This is a genomic window from Saccharopolyspora rosea, assembly GCF_025643595.1.
In the GTDB taxonomy this organism is placed as follows: Bacteria; Actinomycetota; Actinomycetes; order Mycobacteriales; family Pseudonocardiaceae; genus Saccharopolyspora; species Saccharopolyspora rosea.
The window spans coordinates 2,964,155-2,986,997 of record NZ_CP102826.1 but is presented as its reverse complement, the minus strand read 5'-3'; the positions used below and the strand labels follow the sequence as shown (position 1 = coordinate 2,986,997).

The following is a 22,843-nucleotide window of genomic DNA, read 5'->3' as shown; positions in this document are numbered from 1 at the left end:
AGTTCTCACCGGGGAGGGTTCGACGATGTTGAGCGAGACCAGGACTCCCGGCAGCAAGCCCACCGGGATGAAGCGAGCCGTCCTGGGCGTGCTGATCGGCGTGGTCGCGTTGCTGGCGTCGGTGTGCGCCGCCGCGTCGACCGCCGGGGCGGCACCGGCCTACCAGGCGGCGCACCAGGGCGGCGGTGGTTCCCGCCTGGTGGTGGTGCGGATGGTCGACTACCGGCTGCTGCAACCGACGATCCTGCCGCCGGGCCAGTACACGTTCCGGGCGGTCAACGTCGGGCGGGCGGAGCACGCCCTGCAGATCAACGGCCCCGGGGTGGCCAACGCGCGCACCCCGGACGTCCAGTCCGGCCAGTACGCCGACCTGACCGTGAACCTCACCCGCGGCGTCTACGACTTCTGGTGCCCGGTCGGCAACCACCGCCAGCTGGGCATGCAGGTGGGCGTCGTCGTCGGATAGTTCTACTGCGGACGGACCTCCGGCCACCGGACCGGAGGTCCGTCGCACCTCGTGCCTGTCTTTGAACCCGCACAACGAGTTCGAAGACGGGCCCTCAGCAGCCGGTCAGCAGCCGCCGCATGACCCGAGTGGAGAACGCCAAGGACTCCAACGGGATCCGTTCGTCCACGCCGTGGAACATGCGCGAGTACGGCAGGTCCGGCGGCACGCGCAGCGCCTTGAACCCGTAGCCGGTGATGCCGATCGTGGCGAACGCCTTGTTGTCCGTGCCACCCGCGTTGCAGTACGGCGTGGGGTGACCGTCGGGATCCTCGGCGCGGATGGCCGCGCACATGGCGTCGACCAGCCGACCGGAGAACTCCCCCTGCATCGCCACGTCGTGGTGGATGAACTCGCGCCGCACCGACGGCAGCAGCAGCGAGTCGACGGTGTCCAGCAATTCCTGCTCGTGGCCGGGCAGGAAGCGGCCGTCGACCGCGGCGGTGGCCCGCCCCGGGATGACGTTGGTCTGGTAGCCGCCCTCGATCATCGTGGGATTGGCCGAGTTGCGCAGGATCACCTCGACCAGGTCGGCCACCGGTCCCATCTTCGCCAGACTTCCGTCCACATCGGACGGATCGAACTCGACGCCGAGCAGTTCGGCGGCCCGCTCCAGCAACCGGCGCACCGGGTCGATCAGCCGCACCGGGAACCGGTGCCTGCCGATGCGGGCCAACGACTCGGCCAGGTCGGTGACCGCGTTCTCGTCGTTGGGCGACGAACCGTGCCCGGCGCGGCCGGTGGCCACCAGCCGCAACCACGCCTGCCCGCGCTGGGCGTTCTCGATGGGGTACAGCCGCTGGCCGTTGCCGAGGTCGAACGACACCCCGCCGCCCTCGGTGATCGCCTCGGTGACGCCCTCGAACAGGTCCGGCCGGTTGCGCACCAGCCAGTGCGAACCGAACCGGCCGCCGCCCTCCTCGTCGGCGAGGAACCCGAACACGATGTCCCGCGGGGGTTTCCGGCCCGTTCGCGCGAACTCGCGGGCCACCGCGAGGATCACCGCGTCGAAGTCCTTCATGTCGATGGCGCCCCGGCCCCACAGGCAACCGCCGTGGATCTCCCCGGCGAACGGCGGGAACGTCCACTCGCTCGCGTCGGCGGGCACCACGTCGAGGTGGCCGTGCATCAGCAGCGCGCCGCGCGAGGGATCGGCGCCCTCGATGCGGGCGATGACGCTGGCTCGGCCGGGTTCGCTTTCCACCAGCGTCGAGTCGATGCCCACCTCGGCGAACCGGGCCGCGACGTACTCGGCGGCGGCGCGCTCGTTGCTGGTCGGGTTGGAGCTGTCGATGCGCAGCAGGTCGCGGCACAGCTCGACGACTTCGTCCTCCGCGGCGGTCACGAGTTCCGTCCTTCCAGCTCCGAGGACCCGACCGGGCGCACCAGCCCGGCCCAGCCCAGTGCGGTGTACAGCACGAACGCGGTCAGCAGGGAGTTGAGCGCCGGGATGCCCGCGTCGACGAAGTAGCCGACGCAGAACGCCACCGCCCACACCAGCAGGGTCGCCGGCACCCAGGTGGGCAGCCGCTCCGGCAGCGTCCCGGATGGCCGGGTGCGGTCCAGGTCGCCGCGCATCCGCCGGGCCACCCAGTACTCGGCGACGATGATGCCGCCGACCGGTGGGATCGCCACGCCCAGCACCGACAGGAACGAGGTGAAGTGCTCCAGGAAGCCCAACGCCGACAGCACGGTGCCGAGCACACCGACGACCAGCGTCACCGGAGCCCGGTGCAGCCGCTTGCCGAACACCGTGTCGGCGAAGTTCACCACGCCCAGCGAGGAGGCGTACAGGTTCCAGTCGTTGATCTTCGCGGTGGACAGGATCACGATGACCAGCCCGGCCAGCCCGGAGGTGGACAGCACGATGTGCGTGACGTCCTTGGTGCCGACCAGGTGTCCCAGCAGCACGCCGGTCAGGCCCACGATGTATTCGCTGAGGATCAACGAGCACGAGCTCTGCAGCAGCACGTGCCAGCCCTTGCTGTTGTAGCGGGTCATGTCCGGGGCGCACACCGCGCCGGTCATGAACCCGCCGGCGACGATCGTCGCCGCGGCCGGGATCGACATCACCGGTGCGGTCGGCTCGCGGGCCATCAGGTCGACGATCGAGTGCTGCGACAGGGTGCTGATCACGCTCCAGGCCACCAGCCCGAAGAACAGCGGCACCGCGATCTTGGCCAGCCACATCATGTACTTGAAGCCGTAGACCACCAGCGCGGTCAGCACCACGCCGGAGATCGCGCACCACAGCCAGATCGGCCCGCCGACCAGCGACCGCATGCTCTCGCCGAAGATGCCGTTCTGCACCCCGAACCAGCCGACCATGCTGATCGCGATGACCAGGCTCACCAGCGCCGAGCCGTTGCGGCCGAAACCGGCGAAGCGGGTCAGCAGGGTCATCGACAGGCCCTCGCGCTGCCCGGCCAGGCCGATCAGGAAGATCACGACCTCCAGGGTGACCGCGCCGAGGGTGAACGCCACGAAGGCGTCCCTGAATCCCATCCCGATGCCCAGCGAGGCGCCCAGCACGAACTGGGACAGCGAGCCGGACTGCCCGAGCCACTGCAGCAGCATCGAGCCGAACCCGTAGCGCGCCTCGCGGGGGACGCGCCGCAGGGAGTAGTCGTCGTTGCCGATCTTCCTGGCCGGGGACCGCCTGTCCTCCGCCGTGGTCCCGGCCATCAGTCCTCCTCCGCCGCGGGCGGCAGGCCGCCCAGGGTCTGCAGGTGCCGCAGCGAGCCGTACCGCTCGACCAGGTGGCGGAACTCCGCCTCGTCGTGGAAGGCGAGGGTGCCCGCGCCGAACTCCTTGGCGACCTCGACGGCGTAGCGGGCCGCGGCGGCGATGTCGGTCTCGTGGCTGGCGCCGGTGGCGCAGCCGGGCACCGCCGCGGCGGCCACGATCGCCAGGCCCACCACGGGCGCGTCGGTGGCGGTGGCCGGCTGCAGGATCGAGTTGATGTGGTAGACGCCGTTGCCGTACGGCGTGATGTCCTGGGTGGTCACCGGGTAGGTCACCAGCGGTTCGCCGGTGACGGTCTCCAGCAGTGCGCCCAGGCGGTCGGAGACCCGCAGCACCCAGCCCTGCCGGACCGTCGGCGACAGCGCCAGGCCCCGGTGGTTGATGATCCGGTTGCCCTTGGTGGTGTCGATGGACAGCACCGCGTCCATCTCGTCGTCGACCTCGTGGGCGTTCATGGTGGCGATGTCCACCGGGGAGTCCATGAACGGCACCGGCTCGTGCGGCCGGGTCGGGGCGGTCGGGCACACGTGGGTGCAGATCGTGACGTCACCGGGCAGCACGTCGCCGCGGGCGCGCATGGACAGCAGTTTCGCGGCGGCGGCCAGGGCGGCGGCCGCGCCGTCGCCGTCGGAGACGAACCCGGTCATCTCGGGGCGCGCACCGACCCCGCCGAGGCGCCCGACGACGCCGAGCGTCGGAGCCTGCCCGCCCTCGGAGCGCCCGGCCGAGCCGGGAATCCGCACCCGCACGAAGCTGGTCTCACCGCGCTCGCCGCTGACGGTGGTGGCGGTGGCGAACCCGGACTCCCCGGCGATCTCGTCGAGGTGGGCCACCACGTCGGAGCCGGTGACCTTCGGGTCGTCGAGGAGATCCACCACGTCCAGGACCTGTTTGAGCATGCGAAGCCCCTTTGTGCTCGGGTGCGCGGCGGCGCACCGGTGATCGTGCGGCGCGAGCCGCGGGCAGGACGGGGGAACTGCCCACGGCTCGCGAGGAGTGGGAATGGCGTTCACCGGGGCCGTTTTCGGGGCATCCCCCCGGCGACCGCCTCGGCGATTACCGTGCGCTTCGGCCTCCCGACCGAGCAAGCCTTTCCCGTTATTTGCACAATGGCGGCATGATGCCGGGATTCGGGACCGACCGCAGCACGCCCGCCGGGCTGCCGCAGACCGTGGACCGGGCGTTGCAGGTGCTGCTGGCCTTCGACCGCCAGCACCCGGAGTGGGGAGTGACCGAGGTGGCCGCCGAGTTCGGCCTGCACACCTCGATCGCGCAACGCCTGCTGGCGGCGCTGGCGCACCGCGGGTTCCTGGTGCAGGACGAGTCGAGCCGCCGCTACCGCATCGGCCCCGCGGCACTGCACCTCGGGCGGATGTGGGAGCAGGCGGGCGCGCTGGAGATCCTGGTGCGGCCGCTGCTGGCCGAACTCGCCGAGGCCACCGGCCATTCCGCGCTGCTGGCGCTGCCCGACAGCGCGCACATGCGCTGCGTCGTGGTCGTCGAGGGCGCCGACGGCCGACTGCGGGACTACCCGCTGGTCAACGAGCTGTACCCGGCGCACGCCGGGGCGACGAGCAAGTCCTACTACGCGTTCCTGCCCGACGAGCAGCGGGCGCGGATGTTCACCGACCGGCCGCTCGCCCGGTTCACCGCGCGAACGGTGACCGATCTGGACCGGCTGGAGCGGGAGTTCGCCGAGATCCGCCGGGACGGCTGGGCGTACACGGTCGGCGAGTACGACGTGGACGTGGCGACGCTCGCGGTGCCGGTGTTCCTGCGCGACGAGCCCTACGGCAGCGTCAGCGTCGGCTGGCACGCCGACCAGCACGACCACGACCCGCACGAGTGGCTGGACCTGCTGCGCGAGGCCAGCCGCCGGATCACGCTGCGCCTGACCCGGCCCGTGCCGCGCCGCCGCCGGCCCGCGCGCTCCGGGTGAGCCGGACACTCCGCAACCCTCGGCCTGCGCGACCCGGCCGAGGGGCACCGGGTAGGGTGCTCGCGACCCTGCTGCGGACGGACGACGGAGGCTGGGCTCGTGGACCGCAAGACCACCGTGGTGATCGTGGTTCTCGTGGTGGGTGTCGCGGGATTCCTGCTGGTGCGCGACCCTGTCGGGGCTGCCGACACCGTGCGGAACTTCTGGGACGTGCTGGTCGGGCTGATCAGCAAGATCGCCTCGTCGCTCACCACCTTCCTCAAACAGCTCTTCCACGCCTAGGAGTGCTTCGGAAGTGCTTTGCGTGGCGGTGCCGGGCGGAACCTCAGAGCCTGTCTTCGAACTCGTTTTGAGTGGCGGCGCCGGGGCTGCGCGTCAATCGCGGGCCGGGACGTGCACGACCGTGGGCCGGTCGGCGGCCAGCGCCTCGGACAGCGCGGCGGCGAGGCCGCCGGGTTCGACTCGGACGCCCCGGCACCCGAGCGCGCGGCCGAGCGCGGCGAGGTCCGCGGACGGCAGGTCCACGGCGTGCACCGGGTCGCCGCGCCGGGCCATCTCGTCGCGGATCTCGCCGTAGCCGCCGTTGTCGACGACCACGACCGGCAGCGGCAGGCCGAGTTGCGCGGCCGAGGCCAGTTCCGGTGCGGTGAACAGGAATCCGCCGTCGCCGTGCAGCGCGATCACCGGCACGTCGGGGCGTGCCAGTTTGGCGCCGATCGCGGCGGGCAGGCCGTAGCCGAGGGTCCCGAGCCCCGAGGGGTAGAGGAACCCGCCCGGCCGGTACCGGGGCAGGTTGGACAGCGCGCCGTAGTAGCAGACCTTGGCGCTGTCGGCGGCCAGGATCCCGTCCCGGCCGAGCACCGCGGCGATCGGTTCGAGCACCGGCAGGTACCGCTCGCCCTGGTCGCGGGCCTGCGCGGCGATCCGCCGGCGCCACCTCGCGGCGCGGTCGGCGCCCGGTGGCGGCGCGCCGGGCAGCGCGCCCGCCAGCTCGCGGAGCGCGCAGGCGGCGTCGGCCACCACGACCACGTCCGGTTCGGCGTTGGTGACCGCCTGCACCGGGTCGACGTCGATGCGCACCAGGGGCCCGCCCGGGTGCAGCGGTTGGTCCCAGGTGTCGGCCGGGGCGAGTTCGGTGCCCACGGCCAGCACCGCGTCGCAGTCGGCGAGGAACTCGCGCACCGCCGGGTGGTGCAGCCCCGCGCCGAGCGCGAGCGGGTCGTCCTCGGCGAGCACGCCCTTGCCGTTGGCCGTGGTCGCGGTCGGGGCGCCCAGCAGTCGTACCAGCTCCCCGAGTTCCGCCGCGGCCGCCCGCGCGCCCCCGCCGACGACGACACCGGGTCGGCGAGCCGCGGCGAGCACCCGCGCGGCCGCGGCGACCACCGCCGGGTCCGGGCGCACCGCGGGCACCGGCACCGGCGCGGCGGGGCGCACCTCGGCGGCGGCGTCGACGAGGTCCAGCGGGATCTCCAGGTGGCGGGGTCGCGGCCGTCCGCCGCGCAGCGCGGCGAACTCCTGCGCCACCGCGACCGGGATCTCGGCGACGCTGCGCACCCGGTTGCTCGCGGCGCACACCGCGGCCAGCGCCGCGCTCTGGTCCTTGACCTCGTGCAGCATCCCGTTGCCGTGCGCGGGGTGGTCGAGCGGTTCTCCCGGCGAGACCAGCAGAACCGGCACTGAGTCCGAATAGGACTGAGCCAGGCCGGTGGCGGCGTTGAGCGCGCCCGGACCGGTGGTCGTCAGCACCACGCCGGGCCGGCCGGTGACCCGCGCGTAGCCGTCGGCGGCGAAGGCGGCGCCCTGCTCGTGGCGCGGCAGCGCGTGCCGGATGCCGTACGACGGCAGGTGCGCGTAGATGCCGAGGTTGTGCGTCCCGGGAATGCCGAAGGCGGTGTCGACCCCGTGCGCGGCCAGCGCCGCGACCACCGCTTCCCCGCCCGTCATCCGGCCGGCGGCCGGTCGGTTCGTCGCGCCCACGTCACTCACCGAACCTGGTCGTGACCTGGTGCAGGCGCTGCTCGGCGAGTTCGAGCGCGGCCTGGCGCGGGGTGGTGCCGCGCGCGGTGGCGTGCGCGAAGGTCTCGCCGACCATCCGGCGCATCCGCGTGGAGATCTTGGCGAACGAGCGCTCGGCGGTCCCGTCGACGTCGCCGAACAGCGTCCACCACCACCAGGCGTTGGTCGCCGAGTTCGCGACGAAGTCCGGCACGACCGCCACGCCCCGCGCGGTCAGCAGCGCCTCGGCCCCCGGGGTGACCGGCATGTTGGCCGCCTCGACCACGAGCCCGGCGCGGACCCGGTCGTGGTTGCTCTCGTCGACGCAGTAGGAGACCGCGGCGGGCACCAGGACCTCGGCGTCGACCGACAACCACTCCTCGCGGGGCAGGCAGGTGTCGTCCGGTCGCAGCGCGGCGCGGTCCACCAGCCCGGCGGGCGTGCGGGTGGCCAGCAGCCGTTCGACGTCCAGACCGGCGGGGTTGGCGACCACGCCGTCGGCGTCGGCCACCCCGACGACGCGGACCCCGGCGCGGGCCAGGTAGCGAGCGCTCGCCCCGCCCATGGAACCGAAACCCTGCACCACGGCGCGGGTTCCGGCCGCGTCGGTGCCGCGCGCGGTCAGCGCGGCCAGCACCGCCTCGGCGACGCCGTAGCCGCCGACCAGCTCGTCCAGCCCGACGCCGTCCACGTCGGTCGCGCAGGCCCGGTCCAGCCGGGCGCGCGCCGCCTCGACGTCGGCCAGCAGCGGGAACACCGCCTGCACCGAGGAGGACAGGCCGAGTTCGCCGAGCACGTCGTCGATCGCGTCCTGGCGCAGTCCGAGGTCCTCCCCCATGCTCCAGCGCCGCTCGATCAGCGGCCGCATCGCGTCCAGGTAGCGGCGCAGCACGGTGCGGGCCTGCGGGTGGGCCGGGTCGAAGTCGATGCCGCCCTTGGCGCCGCCCAGCGGCACGTAGCGCGCGTCCGGCTCGTAGTTGACCGCTTCCTTCAACGTCATGCCGCGGGCCAGGCCGCGCACCTCGTCGAGGGTGCAGCCGGGGCGCATCCGCAGACCGCCGCTGCTGACCCCGCGCACGAGGCGGTCGATCACCAGGTAGCCGCGCGCCCCGGTGGCCGGGTCGTTCCAGGTGATCTCGAAGACCGGCAGGTCCTCGCGCGGTGCGGTCCCGGCGCGGGGGCCGATCGCGTTGGGCAGGGTCAGCGGCATCGGGCAGCTCCTACTAACTGATTGATTAGTCAGTAGTGCTGAGTATCGGGCTCACCCGACCCTCGGTCAAGCACCGGGAGCGGCGGTCAGACCCCGAGTTCGGCCGACAGCACGTGGTCCAGCCAGCCGTCGACGTCCGCCCTGGACACCACGCCCTCGCGGGCGACGAGCTGGACCGCGAGACCGTCCAGCATGGCGGTGACGCGCCAGCTCGCCGAGCGCGGATCGGCGCAGCCGAACTCGCCGCTGCGCACCCCGTCGGCGAGGAGCTCGGCCACCACCTCGCGCCACCGCAGGTCCAGTCGCTGCGCGACCTCGCGCAGCCGCGGGTGGCGCAGTCCCGCCGCCCACGCCTCGATCCACAGCACCCAGCCGGCCGCGTCGCCGGTCGGTCCGTACTCGCGCAGCACCGCGCGCAGCCGGGTCTCGGCACTGCCGTCGGTGTCGCGCAGCACTGCGTCGAGGCGCCGCAGGTCCCGTTCGGCCGCGGCGGCGAACGCCTCCACGACGAGGTTCTCCAGCGTCGCGAAGTGGTAGAAGACGAGCGCGGTGCTGATGCCGAGGCGCCCGGCGATGTCGGCGGCGCGCACGCTGCCGATGCCGCGTTCGGCGATCAGGTCCAGGGTGGCCGCGATGATCTCGTCGCGACGGGTCGTGACCGGTTTGCGCTGGCGTTCCACGCCCGCACGGTATCGCGGTGGCCGGTTGCGACCCGATCACAGGGCTTGACAGGGCGGGTGCGATTGCGAACATCCTGGAACTACTGACTGACCGGACAGTTAGTAGTGGGCCCTCGACCCGCGGCGTCCGGTCGCAACGGACGGAGCTTCACATCATGACGAGCACCCGAGGCAGCGCGGACCTGGCCGACGACTGGACGCGGCAGCGGTCCCGGCTCCGCCGGGCGCTGCGCCGCGTGGACGTGTTCTTCCTGCTGGTGTGCACCGTGGTCGGGCTGGACACCATCGGCAGCGTCGCCGCGCACGGCCCGCAGGGACTGACCTGGATGGTCGTGCTGGCGGTCGTGTTCTTCCTGCCCTACGGACTGCTGGTGGCCGAACTGGGCACCGCCTTCCCGCTGGAGGGCGGACCGTACGTGTGGACCAAACTGGCGTTCGGCCGGTTCGTCGCCGGGGTCAACCAGGTCCTGTACTGGGTCACCAACCCGATCTGGATCGGCGGCTCGCTGACGGTCGTCGCGCTGACCACGTTCCGGTCCTTCTTCGTCGACCTGGACCCGTTCTGGACCCACGTCGCGGGCCTGGTGTTCGTCTGGGCCAGCGTGCTGGCCGTCGCCTCCTCGTTGCGCGTCGGCAAGTGGGTGCCGACCGCGGGCGGCCTGGCCCGCGTGGTGCTGCTCGGCTTCTTCACGGTGTCGGTGGTGATCTACGGGCTGCGCAACGGTTTCCAGCCGCTGCACGCGCACGAGTTCGCGCCCACCTACCCCGGCTTCGTCGCGTTGGTGCCCGCGCTGATCTTCAACTTCGTCGGGTTCGAACTGCCCAACACCGCCGCCGAGGAGATGACCGACGCGCGGCGCACCGTGCCGTTCGCGATCCTGCGTTCCGGGCTGGCGTCGTTCCTGCTGTACGGCCTGCCGATCCTGGGAATCCTGCTGGTGGTGCCCGCCGACCGGATCGGCGGCCTGGGCGGGTTCGTCGACGCGTGCAAGACGGTGTTCACCGTCTACGGCGGATCGGTGGCACCCGACGGCACCGTGACGCTCACCGGCTGGGGCCAGGTGTTCGGCATGATCTGCGCCGGTGGGCTCATCATCGGCGTGCTCACCAGCGGGGTCGGCTGGGCGATGGGCGCGCACCGGGCGCAGGCGGTGGCGTGCGCGGACGGCGCGGGACCGCGCTGGCTCGGCGAATTCTCCGCCAAGCGGGGAACTCCGGTGCGGATCAACGTGCTGTCCGGGGTGCTCGCCTCGGTCGTCATGGTGCTGGCGCTGGACCTGTCCGGCGGTGACGCCGAGAAGTACTTCAGCGCCGTGCTGGCGCTGACCATCTCCACGACGTTCATCAGCTACGTGGTCACCTTCCCGGCGCTGCTGGTGCTGCGCCGCAGGATGCCGGACGTGCCGCGGCCGTTCCGGATCCCCGGCGGCACCGCCGGGGTCACCGCGGTCACCGCGCTCACGACGGGCCTGGTGGCGTTCACCGTGGCCACCCTGATCTGGCCGGGACTGGGCGTGGGCTGGTTCGGCACCGGCGGGAATCCGGACGACTCGCTGCCGTCCGGGTTCGCCGGACAGCGGTTCGACTACACGCTCACCCAGGTCGTCCCGCTGGCGGCGTTGCTCGTTCTCGGCACCGCGTTCCAACTCGCGGGCCGACGGACCCGTTAGGACATTCCGTCAGAGCACTGTGGACTGCGGGCGCGCGGGAAACGATTCCCGCGCGCCGCACGCGTTCCGACGATTTCCCACGGTTTCCGCCGGAATTCGAGACATCCGGGATCCAGTGCGATTACGCGCCACCTCCCCACCCGGGACCTAATACCCGACGACAACGGCGCGACGAAAAAAATCATCGGCGATTTCCGGAAAAATCTCGGCTGCGGACAGGAAGTCAGGTTGTCACCGACCCGGGCCCGTCCTACGGTGAGAACCGGCCGCACTCCCCGGAAACACATCGGGCACGCGGTCGACGCACGATCAACCGAAATTCGGAAAACTCCCGTGAAACCCGCACTCGCGGACGACGTCCGCACCAGACGTGCCCGCGATCGGTCCAGGGCCCGGGTCGACAACGGCACGCGGCGGGGAAGGGAAGATCGTGCGTTTCTTGGGGGGCGCCACCGGAGTACCGCGGACCCGGGACGCCTGGCGCAGCAACTAGGGGAAAGAAGTGATCGCTCATGCGTATCAAGGACGTCTTCGTCAACATCAACGTCCGTCGCCGCGGCGGTGGCTGGGGCTGGGGCTGGGGCTCCGGCTGGGGCTGGGGCGGCTGCTGGGGCTCCGGCTGGGGCTGGGGCGGCTGGGGCGGCTGGGGTGGCGGCTGGCGGGGCTGCTGACGTGAGCCTCGCCGTCACACCGGCGTTCCACTGCGTAGCTCCCACCCCTGCGGGGGTGGGAGCTACTCCCATGTCGAGCAGGAGGTGAGCACGTGCCGAGCTTGGTGAACTGGCTGTTCCGACCGGCCGAAGCCGACACCGAGGGGCTGGTCGAGGCCGCTCCCGTGATGCGCGTGCGGGAGGTCTTCCAGCGGTTCTGGCCGGACGCGCGGCCCTTCCGCGGTTGGCTGGCACTGAGCCTGGTGCTGGTGCTGCTGGCCCCGATGCTGGAGACCGCGGGCATCTGGCTGTTCAAGGTGCTCATCGACAACGTGCTCACCCCGCGGGACTTCGACGCCTTCCCGATGATCGCCGCCGCCTACGCGGCGATCACCGTGGCCTCCGGCGTCATCGACTTCTCCCAGCAGTACCTGACGGTCTGGATCGGCGAGAACTTCCTGCACCGGCTGCGGACCAAGGTCTTCGCCCACCTGCACACGCTGTCGGTGGGTTTCTTCGACCGGCGGCGCATCGGCGACACGCTCAGCCGGCTCACCGGCGACGTCGGCGCCATCGAGAGCCTCGTGCTGTCCGGGGTCACCCAGACCACCTCCTCGCTGATCAAGATCGTGCTGTTCACCGGTGTGCTGGTCTACCTGAACTGGCAACTGGCGCTGGTTTCGCTGGTCGCGGTGCCGATTTTCTGGCTGATCGCGCGGTCCTTCGCGCGGCGGATCAAAGACGCCTCCCGCGAGGAGCGCGGGCGCACCGGCTCGATCGCGACGGTCGCCGAGGAGAGCCTCGGCAACGCCGCGCTGATCCAGGCCTACGGCCGGGAACAGGCCGAAGTGGACCGGTTCTCCCGGCAGAGCCGCGGCAACGTGCTCGCCGCGCTGGCCTCGGCGCGGGTCGGCGCGCTGTTCTCGCCGCTGGTCGACGTGCTCGAAGTGCTCGGCGTCATGGCGATCGTCGGCGTGGGCATCTGGGAGCTGGCCCAGAACCGCATCACGCTCGGTGGTCTGCTGGCGTTCCTGGTCTACCTGTCGCAGCTGTACACGCCGGTGCGCAGCCTGGGCCAGCTGACCAACACCATCTTCGGCGCCTCGGCCAGCGCCGAGCGCATCATCAACCTGCTCGACGAGCGCCCGCTCGTGCGCAGCCCCGAGCACCCGACGCCGCTGGGCCGCGCCCGCGGCGGCCTGCAGGTCGACGAGGTCCGGTTCCGCTACCCCGGCACGACCGCCGACGTGCTGCGCGACATCTCGTTCACCGCGCTGCCGGGGCAGACCACCGCCGTGGTCGGCGCCAGCGGCGCGGGCAAGTCCACCTTGACCAAGCTCCTGCTCAGGTTCTACGACCCCGACCACGGCGCCATCCGGTTGGACGGCCACGACCTGCGCGAGTACGAGCTGGACCGGCTGCGCGCCAACATCGCGATCGTGCTCCAGGAAACGCTGCTGCTGGACGGCACCATCGCGGACAACATCCTGGCCGGGCGCCCGGACGCCACCGAGCAGCAGATGATCGAGGCCGCCCGCGCCGCCGACGCGCACGAGTTCGTCCAGGCGCTGCCCGAGGGCTACCGGACCCGCGTGGGCCAGCGCGGGCGGCTGCTGTCCGGCGGCCAGCGCCAGCGCATCGCCATCGCGCGGGCGATGATCCGCGACGCGCCGATCCTGCTGCTGGACGAGCCGACCACCAGTCTCGACGCGGAGGCCAGCCGCCGCGTCCTGGCACCGCTGCGGCGCCTGATGTCCGGGCGCACCACGATCGTCATCTCGCACAACCTGATGACCGTGGCCGACGCGCACCAGATCATCTACCTCGACAACGGGGCCATCACCGAGGCGGGCACGCACGCCCAGTTGCTGACCAACAACGACGGCTACGCCCACCTCTACCACCTGCACCACCCCGCCGACAGGCACCAGCCGCCGGCCTCCGCGGGCGCCGACAGCCAGGGGGCGTGAACCGGGCGGCGGGTCCGACGACCCGCCGCCCGCATCCCGCGAGCGACTCCTCCTACCGGGTTTCGCCGCGGCGCAGCGCCAACAGCCAGCGCCGTCCGGTGTTGGTGGCGCGGGCCGCCTTGCGCATCAACGGGATCTGGTGCAGGCGGTGGCGCTGGTACTGCCAGGGCGGCTGGAGGCCGTGGCGCGCGGCCATCGCGTAGCAGAAGTCCACCGCGTTGCGGTTCAGGTAGTCGTCGGCGTGCTCGAACCAGGACATGCTGGTGCGGGCCGAAGCCTGCACCGGGCGCAGCGCCTCGTGGCCCTGCTCGTCGAACTCCTTCAGCGCCGCGTCGACCTCGCCGTGCTCGTACAGCTTCTGCGCCAGCATGATCGCGTCGATCATCGCCAACCGGGTGCCCGACCCGATGGTGAAGTGGGTGGTGTGCGCGGCGTCGCCGACGAGCACCATGCCGTCGTGCCGCCAGGTCTGGTTGTAGACCTGGGTGAACCGCAGCCAGCGGGCCGGGCGTCCGCGCGACTCGCTGATCAGCGGCTGGCCTTCGAGCGGCTGCTCGAAGATCTTCTCCAGCCTGCGCACCGTCTCGGCGTTGTCGGCCTCCTCGAATCCCAGCGCCCGCCAGGTCCGCTCGGTGCACTCGACGATGCAGGTGCTCACGCCCTCGCTGGACGGGTACGCGTGGAACCAGATCCAGCCCGCCGGGGTCTCCTCGAACGCGAAGGTGAACTTGTCGAACACCTTGGGCGTGCCCAACCAGATGTAGGGGTTGCTGCCCTGGCTGACCGTGGTGCCGAACTGCTCGGCGTGCTGCTGGCGGATCCGGCTGTTGGCGCCGTCGGCCACCACGACGAGGTCGGCGTCGCTGAGCTCGGCGGCGTCCTCGACCGGCCGCTCGTACTGCACGTCCACGCCCAGGCCGATGGCCCGGTCGGCGAGGATCTCCAACAGCGGCGCGCGGTTGATGCTGTAGCCGTAGCCGCCCAGGTAGGCGGAGTCGGTGCCGCGCAGCCGGGTCTCCTGCTCCTGCCAGAGCGCCGACTCGGCGCGGATGCGCTGCGCGCTCTCCCGGTCGTTGCGGAAGAGCACGTCGAGCAGGTCGTCCCAGTAGACGACGCCCCACCCGTAGGTGGCACCGCGCGGGTCCCGTTCGAACACGGTGATGTCGTGTCCGGCGTCGCGCATCTTCGCCGAGATCGCGAAGTACAGCCCGGCCGGTCCCCCTCCGACGCACGCGATTTTCATCCGGCCCTCCTGACGCTGCGGACGGCTGTCGCCGACGGGTCCGGACGCACCGTCGACCGCCGGCCGTTTCCGCCGGGTGTGGATACGCCTTCGTTGTACCCCGCGGCGGACCGGGACGCAGCGCGACCGTTCCGCATGGCGGAGCAGGGGTTCCGGCGTGGACTAACGTGTGGTGCGACCACGGTGCGACGGCGATCGGAGGACCGGTGGGACAACGGCTCGCGGGCAGGACCGCGCTCGTCTTCGGCGCGGGCAGCAGCGCCGTCGAGGTGCCGCGCGGGTGCGTCGGCAACGGCTACGCCACGGCGGTGCGGTTCGCCGAGGAGGGCGCGGTGGTCGTCGCCGCGGACCGGGACGGCGAGGCGGCCGAACGCACCCGGCAGGCGGTGCTGGACCGCGGCGGTGACTGCGTCGCGGTCCTCGCCGACGTCACCGACGACGCGTCGGTGGCGGGGGCGGTCGAGCGAGCGGTGGCCGCGACCGGACGGCTGGACGTGCTGCACAACAACGTCGGCGTCACCCGCCTCGGCGGGCCCGAGGAACTGTCCGAACAGGACTGGAACGCCACCTTCGACGTCAACGCGACCGGGGTGTTCCGCACCTGCAAGCACGCGCTGCCGCACCTGGTGGAGCGCGGCGGCGCGATCGTCAACGTCTCGTCGCTGGCGGCGGTGCGCTGGACCGGCTACCCCTACCCCGCCTACGCGGCGTCGAAGGCCGCGGTGCACCAGCTGACCCGGGTGCTGGCGCTGCAGTACGCCGATCGCGGCGTGCGGGTGAACGCGATCCAGCCCGGGTTGATCCACACGCCGCTGATCTACCGGCAGCTGTCCGGTGAGCACGGCGACGCCGCGGCGATGCGCGCCGACCGGGACGCGGCCAGTCCCACCGGCCGGATGGGCACGGCGTGGGACGTGGCCAACGCGGCGGTGTTCCTGGCCTCCGACGAGGCCGCCTACGTGAACGGCGTCGCGCTGCCCGTCGACGGCGGTCTGCACGCCCGGGCCGTCTGATCCATCCACGTCGGACGCGGGCGGCGCCCGCCCCGGAGAGGAGTGCTGCGATGACGATCGATCCCGCGGTCGCGGGCACCGAGCTGCCGACCATCACCGAGACCGTGGAGCGGGGGCGCCTGCGGTTCTTCGCCCAGGCCATCGGCGAGACCGACCCGGTCTACACCGACCTCACCGCGGCCGAGGCCGCGGGCCACCCGGATCTGCCGGTGCCGCCGACGTTCCTGTTCGGGCTGTCGCTGGGCGGTTTCGCGTTCCTCGCCGACCTGGGCGTCGAGCTCAGCCGCGTGCTGCACGCCGGGCAGGAGTTCACCTACCACCGCGTCGCGCACGCCGGCGACACCCTGGTGCTGCGCCCGGTGATCGCCGAGGTGTTCACCAAGAAGGCGGGCGCCCTGGAGTTCGTGGTCCGCGAGATCGCGGTCTCCCGCGCCGACGGCACCGCCGTGGCCGACCTGCGGGAGACCTTCGCGGTCCGCCACGGCTGAGCGCCCGGGCCCCGGCTCGTGGTGCGCGCCGGTGCCGCTGAGCTCACCGCCGCGCCCCGGCGGGCAGGCGCTTGCCCGGGTCGGTCTCCAGCACGAAGTCGTAGCCGGAGATGCGGCCCGGCCGCACCGACACCCGGTCCACCGCCGGGCGCATGCCCGAGGCGGAGACGACGACGGTGACGTACTGGGTCGGCAGGTCGTGCACCTCGTACCCGCCGCCGCCGTCGGTGAGCACCCGCGCCAGCTGCATCCCGGCGGCGTCGGTGACGGTGACGATCGCGCCGGAGACCGGCGCGCCGTCGGCGCCGCGCACCTCGCCGGCCAGCGTGCGGTGGTGGGTGGGCTTGGGCGGCTCGAAGGACGGGTCCAGCACGACGCCGCTGTCGTCCTCGTGCTCGTAGGTCCCGCCGGTGGTCACCACCTCGGGGTCGGAGGCGCTGCGGCGGTGCACCCGCCACTGGTTGAACGCCACCAGGACGACGCCCAGCGCGCACCAGCACACCAGCCCGCCGATCGCCTGGGGGGCACCGACCCCGTGGAAGTAGAGGATGCCGCGCATCGAGTCCACCGTCTGCCCCAGCGGCAGGAAGCGGTGCAGCGACTGGAAGAACGGCGGCACCAGCTCCTTGGGGATCGCACCGCTGCTGGAGGGCATGCTCAGCAGCACGAACGTGCCCATGGCCACGCCGGGGATGAACTGCTTGACGAACGGGACGAGTCCGAACGAGGTCCAGCCCACGGCCTGGGTGAGCAGGAACCCGATGAGCATGAGCACCGGCTCGTTGTGGATCACGCCCAGCCAGAGCGCGAAGAAGTAGCACACCACCGCGGCGAACGCCCCGACGCCGACCAGGCACAGCAGCTTCTGCCGGGTGGACAGCTCGGCGCGCACCAGCATCATCACCGTGACGTAGGGCGGGATGTTCATCGCCAGCAGGCAGTAGAACAGCCCGGTGCCCATCAGGTCGCCGGGCGCCAGCGGCGCCAGGTCGACCATGGCCAGCGGGTGCCCGGTGGCCGCGGCGACCGGGGCGAACATCTGCTGCAGGATCGACATCAGCGCCGAGCCGTTGGCCTTGGCGTAGAACAGGTTGCCGTCGGACGGGTCGAACCCGGCGACCGCCTGGCGCTGCAGGACCGCTTCGCGCGCGGCCCCCGCGTCGGGTACCGCGGTGACGTCGACGCCGCCGGGCAGCGCCTTCTGGAACTTCGCTTCGAGCAGGTGCGCGGGTGCCTCTCCGACCACCGCGACCGGCATGTGGTGCGGCGTGGGGGCGTGGAACGGCAGCAGGTAGCACAGCATGAACCCGCAGATGAAGAACAGCGGGAACCACAGCGTCGACGCCAGCGTCCGGACCAGCGCCCCCTTCGGCTGTTCCTCGGTCAAAAAGCCTCCTCGTCTCCAGGCGAAGCGACACTGCTCCAGGAACGACCGCCGCGGCGCAGCTGGGCGCGGGCAGCGGGAAAGATCGACGGTTAGCGAGACTAACATGTTTCGTGCAGTCTGTGCAAAAATGCAGGAATGCAACATCGGTTGGTTCCGGTTGTCCGCTACGCCCGGATCGGGACCACTACCATGAACGACCGCCCTGCCCGACCAGGCCAGGCAACCGAAAGGACGCTCGATGGCCAAGACGACGGCGACCCGCGCCGCGACGACCGACGCGGGCGGGCTGCGCCAGCGCAAGAAGCGCCAGACCCGCCAGGCGTTGCAGCAGGCCGCCGTCCAGCTGTTCGGCGAGCGCGGCCCGGAGGCGGTCACCGTCGACGACATCTGCACCCGCGCCCAGGTGTCCCCGCGGACCTTCTTCAACTACTTCACCTCCAAGGAGGAGGTGCTGGTGCCGTGGGACCCCGAGACCGTGGACACCACCCCGGAGCGGATCGCCGCCCAACCCGGCCCCGACCTCCCGCTGCGGGCGGTGCACACCGTGCTCGGCGAGCTGATCGACACCGCCATGGTCGGGCCCACCTGGCGCGACCAGGCGCGCCTGCTGCGCACCCACCCCGAACTGCTGCGCCGCGTGGTGGCGGCGTCCCGGGCACTGGAAGCGGCGCTGGCCGAGGGGCTCGCCCGCCGTCTCGGCACCGGCGTCGACGAGCCGTACGTGCGGCTGCTGTCGGCCACCGCGATCACCGCGATGCGCATCGCCATCCAGACCTGGCAGGAGTCGGATTCCGGAACCGACCTGCACGACTACCTCGACAGCGCCTTCGCCCGGCTCGGCCGCGGCCTGTCCCCGGACTGACCCGACCGAGCGAGGAGGCCCTGATGGCCGAGCACGCCCCCACCGCCCTCGACCGGCGGGCGGCCGCCGCACGGCTGGCGCGGTTCGCGTCCCGACGGATCCCGCTGGACGGCCGCCGGGCCGCCGCGGTGGCCGTGACCCTGGTGACCGACGGGGACGACGTCGGGGTGTGGGTGACCCGGCGGGCGCCGACGCTGCGCGCGCACGCCGGCCAGTTCGCGCTGCCTGGCGGCCGGCTCGACCCCGGTGAGGACGCGGTGCGGGCCGCGCTGCGGGAACTGAACGAGGAACTCGGCGTCGCGCTGCCCGCCGACGGCGTGCTCGGCCTGCTGGACGACTACGCGACGCGGTCCGGCTACGTCATCACGCCCGTGGTGGCGTGGGTCGGCGAGCAGCCCGCGCTGGCGCCCAACACCGCCGAGGTCGCACGGGTGCACCTGGTTCCGCTGGGCGAACTCGACGTGCCGCCGCGGTTCGTCCGCATCGCCGAGTCGGACCGGCCGGTCATCCAGCTGCCCGTGCTCGACACCCTGCTGCACGCCCCGACCGCCGCCGTCCTGCACCAGTTCTGCGAGGTGGTCCTGCACGACCGCCCGACCCGGGTCGCGCACCTGGAACAGCCCGTCTTCGCCTGGCGGTGACATCCTGGGAACGGGGTGTCCGCCATGGATGTCCGACTGTTCCTGTGCGGGGACGTGATGCCGGGCCGCGGCGTGGACCAGATCCTGCCGCACCCCGGAGACCCGGAGCTGCGGGAGCGCGGCCTCCTCGACGCCCGCGACTACGTCGCCGCCGCCGAGAGCCGCAACGGGCCGATCACCCGGCCGGTCGAGTTCGCCTGGCCCTGGGGCGAGGCGCTGCGCGTGCTCGACGCCGCGCGGCCCGACGCACGCGTGATCAACCTGGAGTCCAGCATCACGCGCTGCGACCACTTCGCCCCGGGCAAGGGCGTGCACTACCGGATGAGCCCGGACAACGTGCGCACCCTGACCGCCGGGCGGCCCGACGTGTGCTGCCTGGCCAACAACCACGTCCTCGACTTCGGCAGGCGCGGCCTCGCCGACACGCTCGACGCGCTGGCCGGCGCCGGGCTGCGGTGGGTCGGCGCGGGGCGCGACGCGGCCGAGGCGGCCCGCCCGGTGGTGGTCGGGGCGGGAGCGCGGATCGCGGTGTTCGCATGGGGCGCGGCGTCCAGCGGCATCCCGCGCGGCTGGGCGGCGGAACCCGACCGCTCCGGCGTCAACTTCCTGCCCGACCTGTCCGACCGGACCGCCGACGACGTGCTCGACGCGGTCCACGCGCACACCGCACCCGGCGACGTCGTGGTCGTCTCCCTGCACTGGGGCACGAACTGGTGCTACGAGGTCGACGCCGACCAGGTCCGGTTCGCGCACCGGCTCGTCGATGGCGGCGTCGATGTCGTGCACGGCCATTCCTCGCACCACCCGCGGCCGGTCGAGATCCACCGGGACCGACTGGTGCTCTACGGCTGCGGCGACTTCATCGACGACTACGAGGGGATCCGCGGCTACGAGGAGTTCCGCGACGACCTGCGGCTGCTGTTCCTGGCGACGCTGCGGGCCGACGGCGCGCTGCGCGAGCTGCGGATGGTGCCGGTGCAGGCGCGGCGGATGCGGTTGGCCCCCGCCTCGGACGCGGACACCCGCTGGCTGCACGACACCCTGTCGCGGATCAGCGCCCCGTTCCGGACCGAGGTGGCCCTGGACGACGGAACGCTGTCGATCGGACACCGAACGTGATCACCCGAAGATCCCGACCGCGCCCGCCTGCGGTACGGTGAGCGCCCCGGAAGTCCACCGCGGCAGGCCGAGCCGACCGAAGGAGCGCCGTTCCGGCATGACCCGCACCGCCGCCCCCGCGCGCCGCAAGCGCCCGGTCATCGCACTGGATCCCGGCACCGCCCGGAACCGCCCGCCGCGCAGCCGCAACGGCCGCACGGTCCGGTTCGAGGTCGGCGGCGTGCGCGGCCACCTGATCACCAACGCCTACCCGGACGGCCGGCTCGGCGAGATCTGGGTGCGCGTGGACGAGGCGAGCAGCCCGCTGAACGGGTTCCTCGACGTGCTGTCCGCGGCGGTGTCGATCGGCTTGCAACACGGGGTCCCGCTGGAGCAGTACGTCACCAAGTACGTCGGGACGCGCTTCGACCCGTGCGGCCCGGTGTCCGACCCGGACATCGGACACGCCTCGTCGCTGCCGGACTACCTCTTCCGCCGCCTGGCGCTGGACCACCTGGACGAGGCGACCCGGCTGCGGCTGGGCGTGCGCACCCCGGCCGAACTCGACCTGGCACCGGAGGACTCGCCGTGACCACCCTCGTCGCCGGAACCCGGACCTACCCGCTGCGCCGCGCCGCCGAAGCCGACGTGGCCGCGATCGTCGAGCTGCTGGCGGCCGACCAACTGGGCGCCACCCGCGAGGACACCGCCGAGCTCGCGCCCTACCTGCGCGCGTTCCGGGAGATCGACGCGGACCCGGCGCAGCTGCTGGTCGTCGCCACCACCGAGGCCGGGCAGGTGGTGGGCACCTTGCAGCTGACGTTCATCCCGGGCCTCGCGCGCCGCGGCGCGCTGCGCGCGCAGATCGAGGCCGTGCGGGTGCACGACGAGCACCGCGGTCGGGGCCTGGGCGCCGAGATGTTCCGCTGGGCCGTCGACGAAGCCCGCCGCCGCGGCTGCGCGCTGGTCCAGCTGACCACCGACAAGGCACGCGGCGACGCCCTCCGGTTCTACGAACGGCTCGGCTTCGTCGCCTCCCACGAAGGGCTCAAACTGCACCTCTAAACTGGGCGGCGGGATGAGACGCAAGCTCAGGTCGCCGTTGCCGCAGGTCGACGGCGTGGATGCGACGCGGTTGCGGCTGCCGCCGGACGGCGGCTGGGCGACCGTCCGCGACCACCTCGTCGAGCGGCTGCCCCAGCTGGCGCCCGACCGAGTCGACGAGATGCTGCGCACCGGGCGGATCGTCGGTGCCGACGGTCCGCTCGACGTCGACTCGCCGTTCGTGCCCGGCGCGTTCATCTGGTTCCACCGCGACCTCCCGGACGAGGTGCCGGTGCCGTTCGAGCTGGACGTGGTGCACCGCGACGACCGCCTGCTCGTGGTGGACAAACCGCACTTCCTGGCCACCACGCCGCGCGGCGGGCACGTGGTGCAGACCGCGCTCGTGCGGCTGCGCCGCGACCTGGACCTGCCGCGGCTCACGCCCGCGCACCGGTTGGACCGGATGACCGCCGGTCTGGTCATGTTCGTGGTCGACCCGCGCAGCCGCGGCGCCTACCAGACGCTGTTCGCCGACCGGCGGGTGCACAAGGAGTACGAGGCGGTCGCGCCCGTCGACCCGGCGCTGCGGCTCCCGCGCACGGTGCGCAGCAGGATCGTCAAGCACCGCGGGGTCATCGCCGCCCGGGAGGAAGCCGGGGAGCCCAACAGCGAGACCCGGATCGAGCTCGTCGAGCAGCGCGGTGACCTGGGCCGGTACCGGCTGGTCCCGCGCACCGGCCGCACCCACCAGCTGCGCGTGCACATGAACCGGCTCGGCGTTCCGATCGTCGGCGACGACATCTACCCCGAACCCCGCGAGCGGGCTTCGGACGACTTCACCGCACCCCTGCAGCTGCTCGCCCGGGTCCTGGAGTTCACCGACCCGATCACGGGTCGCGCGCGCCGTTTCGAGAGCCGCCGACGGCTGGAGTCGTGGCCGGGTCATTCGGCTCCGGCCGGATAGCCGCCGTCGACCTTCCAGAACTCCACGGCGTTCCCGACGAAGTTGTGCACGTGGCCGCAGGCGTCGCAGATCACCCCGGTCGCGGACCGGTTCGCCCAGCCGAGGTCGAAGAACTCCGCCCCGGTGCTGTTCAACTTCACCTCGCGCGACCGGAACTCCCGCCCTCCGCAGACCAGGCAGGAGAACGCCCGGCCGAGGACCGTGGCCAGTTTCGGCTTCGAACGGAAGAGAGCCATGGGACCGATCATGCCATCCGGCCGGGCCCGCCGAGGTCGAAAGCTGGAGAACCTGTCTTCGAACTCGTTGTGCGTGGCGGTGCCGGTTGCTTGCGTACTCACCGAAAGAGAAAGCGGCTGGCGCCGCTTGCCACGCCTGTTCCGGGAGCAGGTTCAACGACAGGCACTCAGAGGAAGCTCCGGCCGTCCAGGTACGCCTTGCGCCACCGGCTGATCCGCACCTGCTCGAACAGCTCCACCTCGCTGAACGGGTCGCGTTCGATGAACTCCGCTGCCTCGGAACGGGTTTCCACGTCCAGCAGGTACACCCCGCCGGTGGCGGTCTCCCCGTCGTCGTCGAGCTTGGCGCCGCAGGCCAGCAGCAGGTGCTTGTTGCGCTCCAGGAAGTCCAGGTGCCGCGCCCGGGTGCGCTGCCGCAGGTCCTGGTGCCCCGGCTTGTCGAAGGTCTCGACGAAATAAGGCATCGCTGCTCCCAGTGTCCTGTTCGGACCGCCGGTTTCGCG

24 protein-coding genes are annotated in these 22,843 nt (G+C 72.2%); 14 read left to right on the top strand and 10 right to left on the bottom strand.

The genetic code is table 11. The features are described 5' to 3' along the window. Positions 1-25 precede the first annotated feature (25 nt). Positions 26-466 carry a hypothetical protein gene (locus NV263_RS13880; protein ID WP_263253591.1) on the top strand — a complete coding sequence of 147 codons (441 nt, stop codon included), beginning with the start codon at positions 26-28 and terminating at the stop codon, positions 464-466. A 94-nt stretch (positions 467-560) separates the two neighbouring features. On the opposite strand, the gene NV263_RS13875 is transcribed toward NV263_RS13880, so the two are convergent. From NV263_RS13875 to NV263_RS13865, 3 genes are read right to left on the bottom strand one after another with little or no spacing between them, the layout of a single operon-like run. Further along, the gene (locus NV263_RS13875; protein WP_263253590.1) at positions 561-1,850 is read right to left on the bottom strand and encodes a M20/M25/M40 family metallo-hydrolase; all 1,290 of its coding nucleotides are present in this window, start codon (positions 1,848-1,850) and stop codon (positions 561-563) included. Continuing rightward, on the bottom strand, positions 1,847-3,190 hold the full coding sequence (locus NV263_RS13870; protein ID WP_263253589.1) for a purine-cytosine permease family protein: 1,344 nt from the start codon (positions 3,188-3,190) through the stop codon (positions 1,847-1,849). Before NV263_RS13870 ends, NV263_RS13875 begins: the two co-directional genes overlap by 4 nt. Then, entirely contained in the window at positions 3,190-4,149 is a 960-nt protein-coding gene (locus tag NV263_RS13865) for a DUF1177 domain-containing protein (RefSeq protein ID WP_263253588.1), read from the bottom strand. The genes NV263_RS13870 and NV263_RS13865 overlap by 1 nt, the downstream gene beginning before the upstream one ends. Positions 4,150-4,367: 218 nt before the next feature. On the opposite strand from NV263_RS13865, the gene NV263_RS13860 reads away from it, so the two are divergent. Beyond that, on the top strand, positions 4,368-5,189 hold the full coding sequence (locus tag NV263_RS13860; RefSeq protein ID WP_263253586.1) for an IclR family transcriptional regulator: 822 nt from the start codon (positions 4,368-4,370) through the stop codon (positions 5,187-5,189). A gap of 99 nt (positions 5,190-5,288) precedes the next feature. Continuing rightward, the gene (locus NV263_RS13855; RefSeq protein WP_263253585.1) at positions 5,289-5,471 is read left to right on the top strand and encodes a hypothetical protein; all 183 of its coding nucleotides are present in this window, start codon (positions 5,289-5,291) and stop codon (positions 5,469-5,471) included. Between the two features lie 93 nt (positions 5,472-5,564). On the opposite strand, the gene NV263_RS13850 is transcribed toward NV263_RS13855, so the two are convergent. The 3 genes from NV263_RS13850 to NV263_RS13840 form a co-directional block, all read right to left on the bottom strand. Beyond that, on the bottom strand, positions 5,565-7,166 hold the full coding sequence (locus NV263_RS13850) for a thiamine pyrophosphate-binding protein (RefSeq protein ID WP_263253584.1): 1,602 nt from the start codon (positions 7,164-7,166) through the stop codon (positions 5,565-5,567). Between the two features lies 1 nt (position 7,167). Then, positions 7,168-8,394, bottom strand: coding sequence for a Glu/Leu/Phe/Val dehydrogenase dimerization domain-containing protein (locus NV263_RS13845; protein ID WP_263253582.1), 1,227 nt, complete (start codon positions 8,392-8,394; stop codon positions 7,168-7,170). 86 nt (positions 8,395-8,480) lie between these two features. Continuing rightward, entirely contained in the window at positions 8,481-9,074 is a 594-nt protein-coding gene (locus tag NV263_RS13840; RefSeq protein ID WP_263253580.1) for a TetR/AcrR family transcriptional regulator, read from the bottom strand. A gap of 155 nt (positions 9,075-9,229) precedes the next feature. On the opposite strand from NV263_RS13840, the gene NV263_RS13835 reads away from it, so the two are divergent. The 3 genes from NV263_RS13835 to NV263_RS13825 all read left to right on the top strand — a co-directional run bounded on the left by NV263_RS13835 (position 9,230) and on the right by NV263_RS13825 (position 13,364). Then, positions 9,230-10,744, top strand: a complete 1,515-nt coding sequence (locus tag NV263_RS13835; protein ID WP_263253578.1) for an APC family permease — start codon at positions 9,230-9,232, stop codon at positions 10,742-10,744. A 512-nt stretch (positions 10,745-11,256) separates the two neighbouring features. Next, complete coding sequence (locus NV263_RS13830) at positions 11,257-11,415, top strand: hypothetical protein (protein WP_263253577.1); 159 nt, start codon at positions 11,257-11,259, stop codon at positions 11,413-11,415. Between the two features lie 92 nt (positions 11,416-11,507). Then, positions 11,508-13,364 carry an ABC transporter ATP-binding protein gene (locus tag NV263_RS13825; protein ID WP_263253575.1) on the top strand — a complete coding sequence of 619 codons (1,857 nt, stop codon included), beginning with the start codon at positions 11,508-11,510 and terminating at the stop codon, positions 13,362-13,364. A 52-nt stretch (positions 13,365-13,416) separates the two neighbouring features. On the opposite strand, the gene NV263_RS13820 is transcribed toward NV263_RS13825, so the two are convergent. Then, positions 13,417-14,607 (bottom strand): FAD-dependent monooxygenase, encoded by a 1,191-nt coding sequence (locus NV263_RS13820; RefSeq protein WP_263253573.1) that lies wholly within the window; start codon positions 14,605-14,607, stop codon positions 13,417-13,419. 206 nt (positions 14,608-14,813) lie between these two features. On the opposite strand from NV263_RS13820, the gene NV263_RS13815 reads away from it, so the two are divergent. Next, positions 14,814-15,620 carry an SDR family NAD(P)-dependent oxidoreductase gene (locus NV263_RS13815; RefSeq protein WP_263253571.1) on the top strand — a complete coding sequence of 269 codons (807 nt, stop codon included), beginning with the start codon at positions 14,814-14,816 and terminating at the stop codon, positions 15,618-15,620. Between the two features lie 50 nt (positions 15,621-15,670). Continuing rightward, entirely contained in the window at positions 15,671-16,108 is a 438-nt protein-coding gene (locus NV263_RS13810) for a MaoC family dehydratase N-terminal domain-containing protein (RefSeq protein ID WP_263253569.1), read from the top strand. A gap of 43 nt (positions 16,109-16,151) precedes the next feature. On the opposite strand, the gene NV263_RS13805 is transcribed toward NV263_RS13810, so the two are convergent. Continuing rightward, positions 16,152-17,495, bottom strand: coding sequence for a carboxypeptidase regulatory-like domain-containing protein (locus tag NV263_RS13805; protein ID WP_263253568.1), 1,344 nt, complete (start codon positions 17,493-17,495; stop codon positions 16,152-16,154). A gap of 238 nt (positions 17,496-17,733) precedes the next feature. Between NV263_RS13805 and NV263_RS13800 the strand changes: the two genes are divergently transcribed. The 6 genes from NV263_RS13800 to NV263_RS13775 all read left to right on the top strand — a co-directional run bounded on the left by NV263_RS13800 (position 17,734) and on the right by NV263_RS13775 (position 22,104). Further along, on the top strand, positions 17,734-18,357 hold the full coding sequence (locus NV263_RS13800; protein WP_263253567.1) for a TetR/AcrR family transcriptional regulator: 624 nt from the start codon (positions 17,734-17,736) through the stop codon (positions 18,355-18,357). Positions 18,358-18,380: 23 nt separating this feature from the next. Beyond that, positions 18,381-18,998, top strand: a complete 618-nt coding sequence (locus tag NV263_RS13795) for an NUDIX hydrolase (protein ID WP_263253566.1) — start codon at positions 18,381-18,383, stop codon at positions 18,996-18,998. Positions 18,999-19,022: 24 nt separating this feature from the next. Continuing rightward, entirely contained in the window at positions 19,023-20,117 is a 1,095-nt protein-coding gene (locus tag NV263_RS13790; RefSeq protein ID WP_263253565.1) for a CapA family protein, read from the top strand. A gap of 97 nt (positions 20,118-20,214) precedes the next feature. Further along, entirely contained in the window at positions 20,215-20,688 is a 474-nt protein-coding gene (locus tag NV263_RS13785; protein WP_263253564.1) for a TSCPD domain-containing protein, read from the top strand. Beyond that, positions 20,685-21,161: a GNAT family N-acetyltransferase gene (locus NV263_RS13780; RefSeq protein WP_263253563.1), complete on the top strand. Its 477-nt coding sequence runs from the start codon at positions 20,685-20,687 to the stop codon at positions 21,159-21,161. Before NV263_RS13785 ends, NV263_RS13780 begins: the two co-directional genes overlap by 4 nt. A 13-nt stretch (positions 21,162-21,174) precedes the next feature. After that, on the top strand, positions 21,175-22,104 hold the full coding sequence (locus tag NV263_RS13775) for a pseudouridine synthase (protein WP_263253562.1): 930 nt from the start codon (positions 21,175-21,177) through the stop codon (positions 22,102-22,104). Here the strand turns inward: NV263_RS13775 and NV263_RS13770 are convergent. Then, positions 22,083-22,340 (bottom strand): hypothetical protein, encoded by a 258-nt coding sequence (locus NV263_RS13770; RefSeq protein ID WP_263253561.1) that lies wholly within the window; start codon positions 22,338-22,340, stop codon positions 22,083-22,085. The genes NV263_RS13775 and NV263_RS13770 overlap by 22 nt on opposite strands. A gap of 167 nt (positions 22,341-22,507) precedes the next feature. Continuing rightward, a complete protein-coding gene (locus NV263_RS13765; protein WP_263253560.1) occupies positions 22,508-22,804 on the bottom strand; it encodes a YciI family protein in 297 nt (98 codons plus the stop codon). Positions 22,805-22,843 lie beyond the last annotated feature (39 nt).

What these genes read in the sequence shown, in the direction of transcription:
- NV263_RS13880 (WP_263253591.1), top strand. Translation starts at nt 26, where the DNA reads ATGTTGAGCGAGACCAGGACTCCCGGCAGCAAGCCCACCGGGATGAAG.
- NV263_RS13870 (WP_263253589.1), bottom strand. Translation starts at nt 3,190, where the DNA reads ATGGCCGGGACCACGGCGGAGGACAGGCGGTCCCCGGCCAGGAAGATC.
- NV263_RS13865 (WP_263253588.1), bottom strand. Translation starts at nt 4,149, where the DNA reads ATGCTCAAACAGGTCCTGGACGTGGTGGATCTCCTCGACGACCCGAAG.
- NV263_RS13860 (WP_263253586.1), top strand. Translation starts at nt 4,368, where the DNA reads ATGATGCCGGGATTCGGGACCGACCGCAGCACGCCCGCCGGGCTGCCG.
- NV263_RS13845 (WP_263253582.1), bottom strand. Translation starts at nt 8,394, where the DNA reads ATGCCGCTGACCCTGCCCAACGCGATCGGCCCCCGCGCCGGGACCGCA.
- NV263_RS13835 (WP_263253578.1), top strand. Translation starts at nt 9,230, where the DNA reads ATGACGAGCACCCGAGGCAGCGCGGACCTGGCCGACGACTGGACGCGG.
- NV263_RS13830 (WP_263253577.1), top strand. Translation starts at nt 11,257, where the DNA reads ATGCGTATCAAGGACGTCTTCGTCAACATCAACGTCCGTCGCCGCGGC.
- NV263_RS13820 (WP_263253573.1), bottom strand. Translation starts at nt 14,607, where the DNA reads ATGAAAATCGCGTGCGTCGGAGGGGGACCGGCCGGGCTGTACTTCGCG.
- NV263_RS13810 (WP_263253569.1), top strand. Translation starts at nt 15,671, where the DNA reads ATGACGATCGATCCCGCGGTCGCGGGCACCGAGCTGCCGACCATCACC.
- NV263_RS13800 (WP_263253567.1), top strand. Translation starts at nt 17,734, where the DNA reads ATGGCCAAGACGACGGCGACCCGCGCCGCGACGACCGACGCGGGCGGG.
- NV263_RS13795 (WP_263253566.1), top strand. Translation starts at nt 18,381, where the DNA reads ATGGCCGAGCACGCCCCCACCGCCCTCGACCGGCGGGCGGCCGCCGCA.
- NV263_RS13790 (WP_263253565.1), top strand. Translation starts at nt 19,023, where the DNA reads ATGGATGTCCGACTGTTCCTGTGCGGGGACGTGATGCCGGGCCGCGGC.
- NV263_RS13785 (WP_263253564.1), top strand. Translation starts at nt 20,215, where the DNA reads ATGACCCGCACCGCCGCCCCCGCGCGCCGCAAGCGCCCGGTCATCGCA.
- NV263_RS13775 (WP_263253562.1), top strand. Translation starts at nt 21,175, where the DNA reads ATGAGACGCAAGCTCAGGTCGCCGTTGCCGCAGGTCGACGGCGTGGAT.
- NV263_RS13770 (WP_263253561.1), bottom strand. Translation starts at nt 22,340, where the DNA reads ATGGCTCTCTTCCGTTCGAAGCCGAAACTGGCCACGGTCCTCGGCCGG.
- NV263_RS13765 (WP_263253560.1), bottom strand. Translation starts at nt 22,804, where the DNA reads ATGCCTTATTTCGTCGAGACCTTCGACAAGCCGGGGCACCAGGACCTG.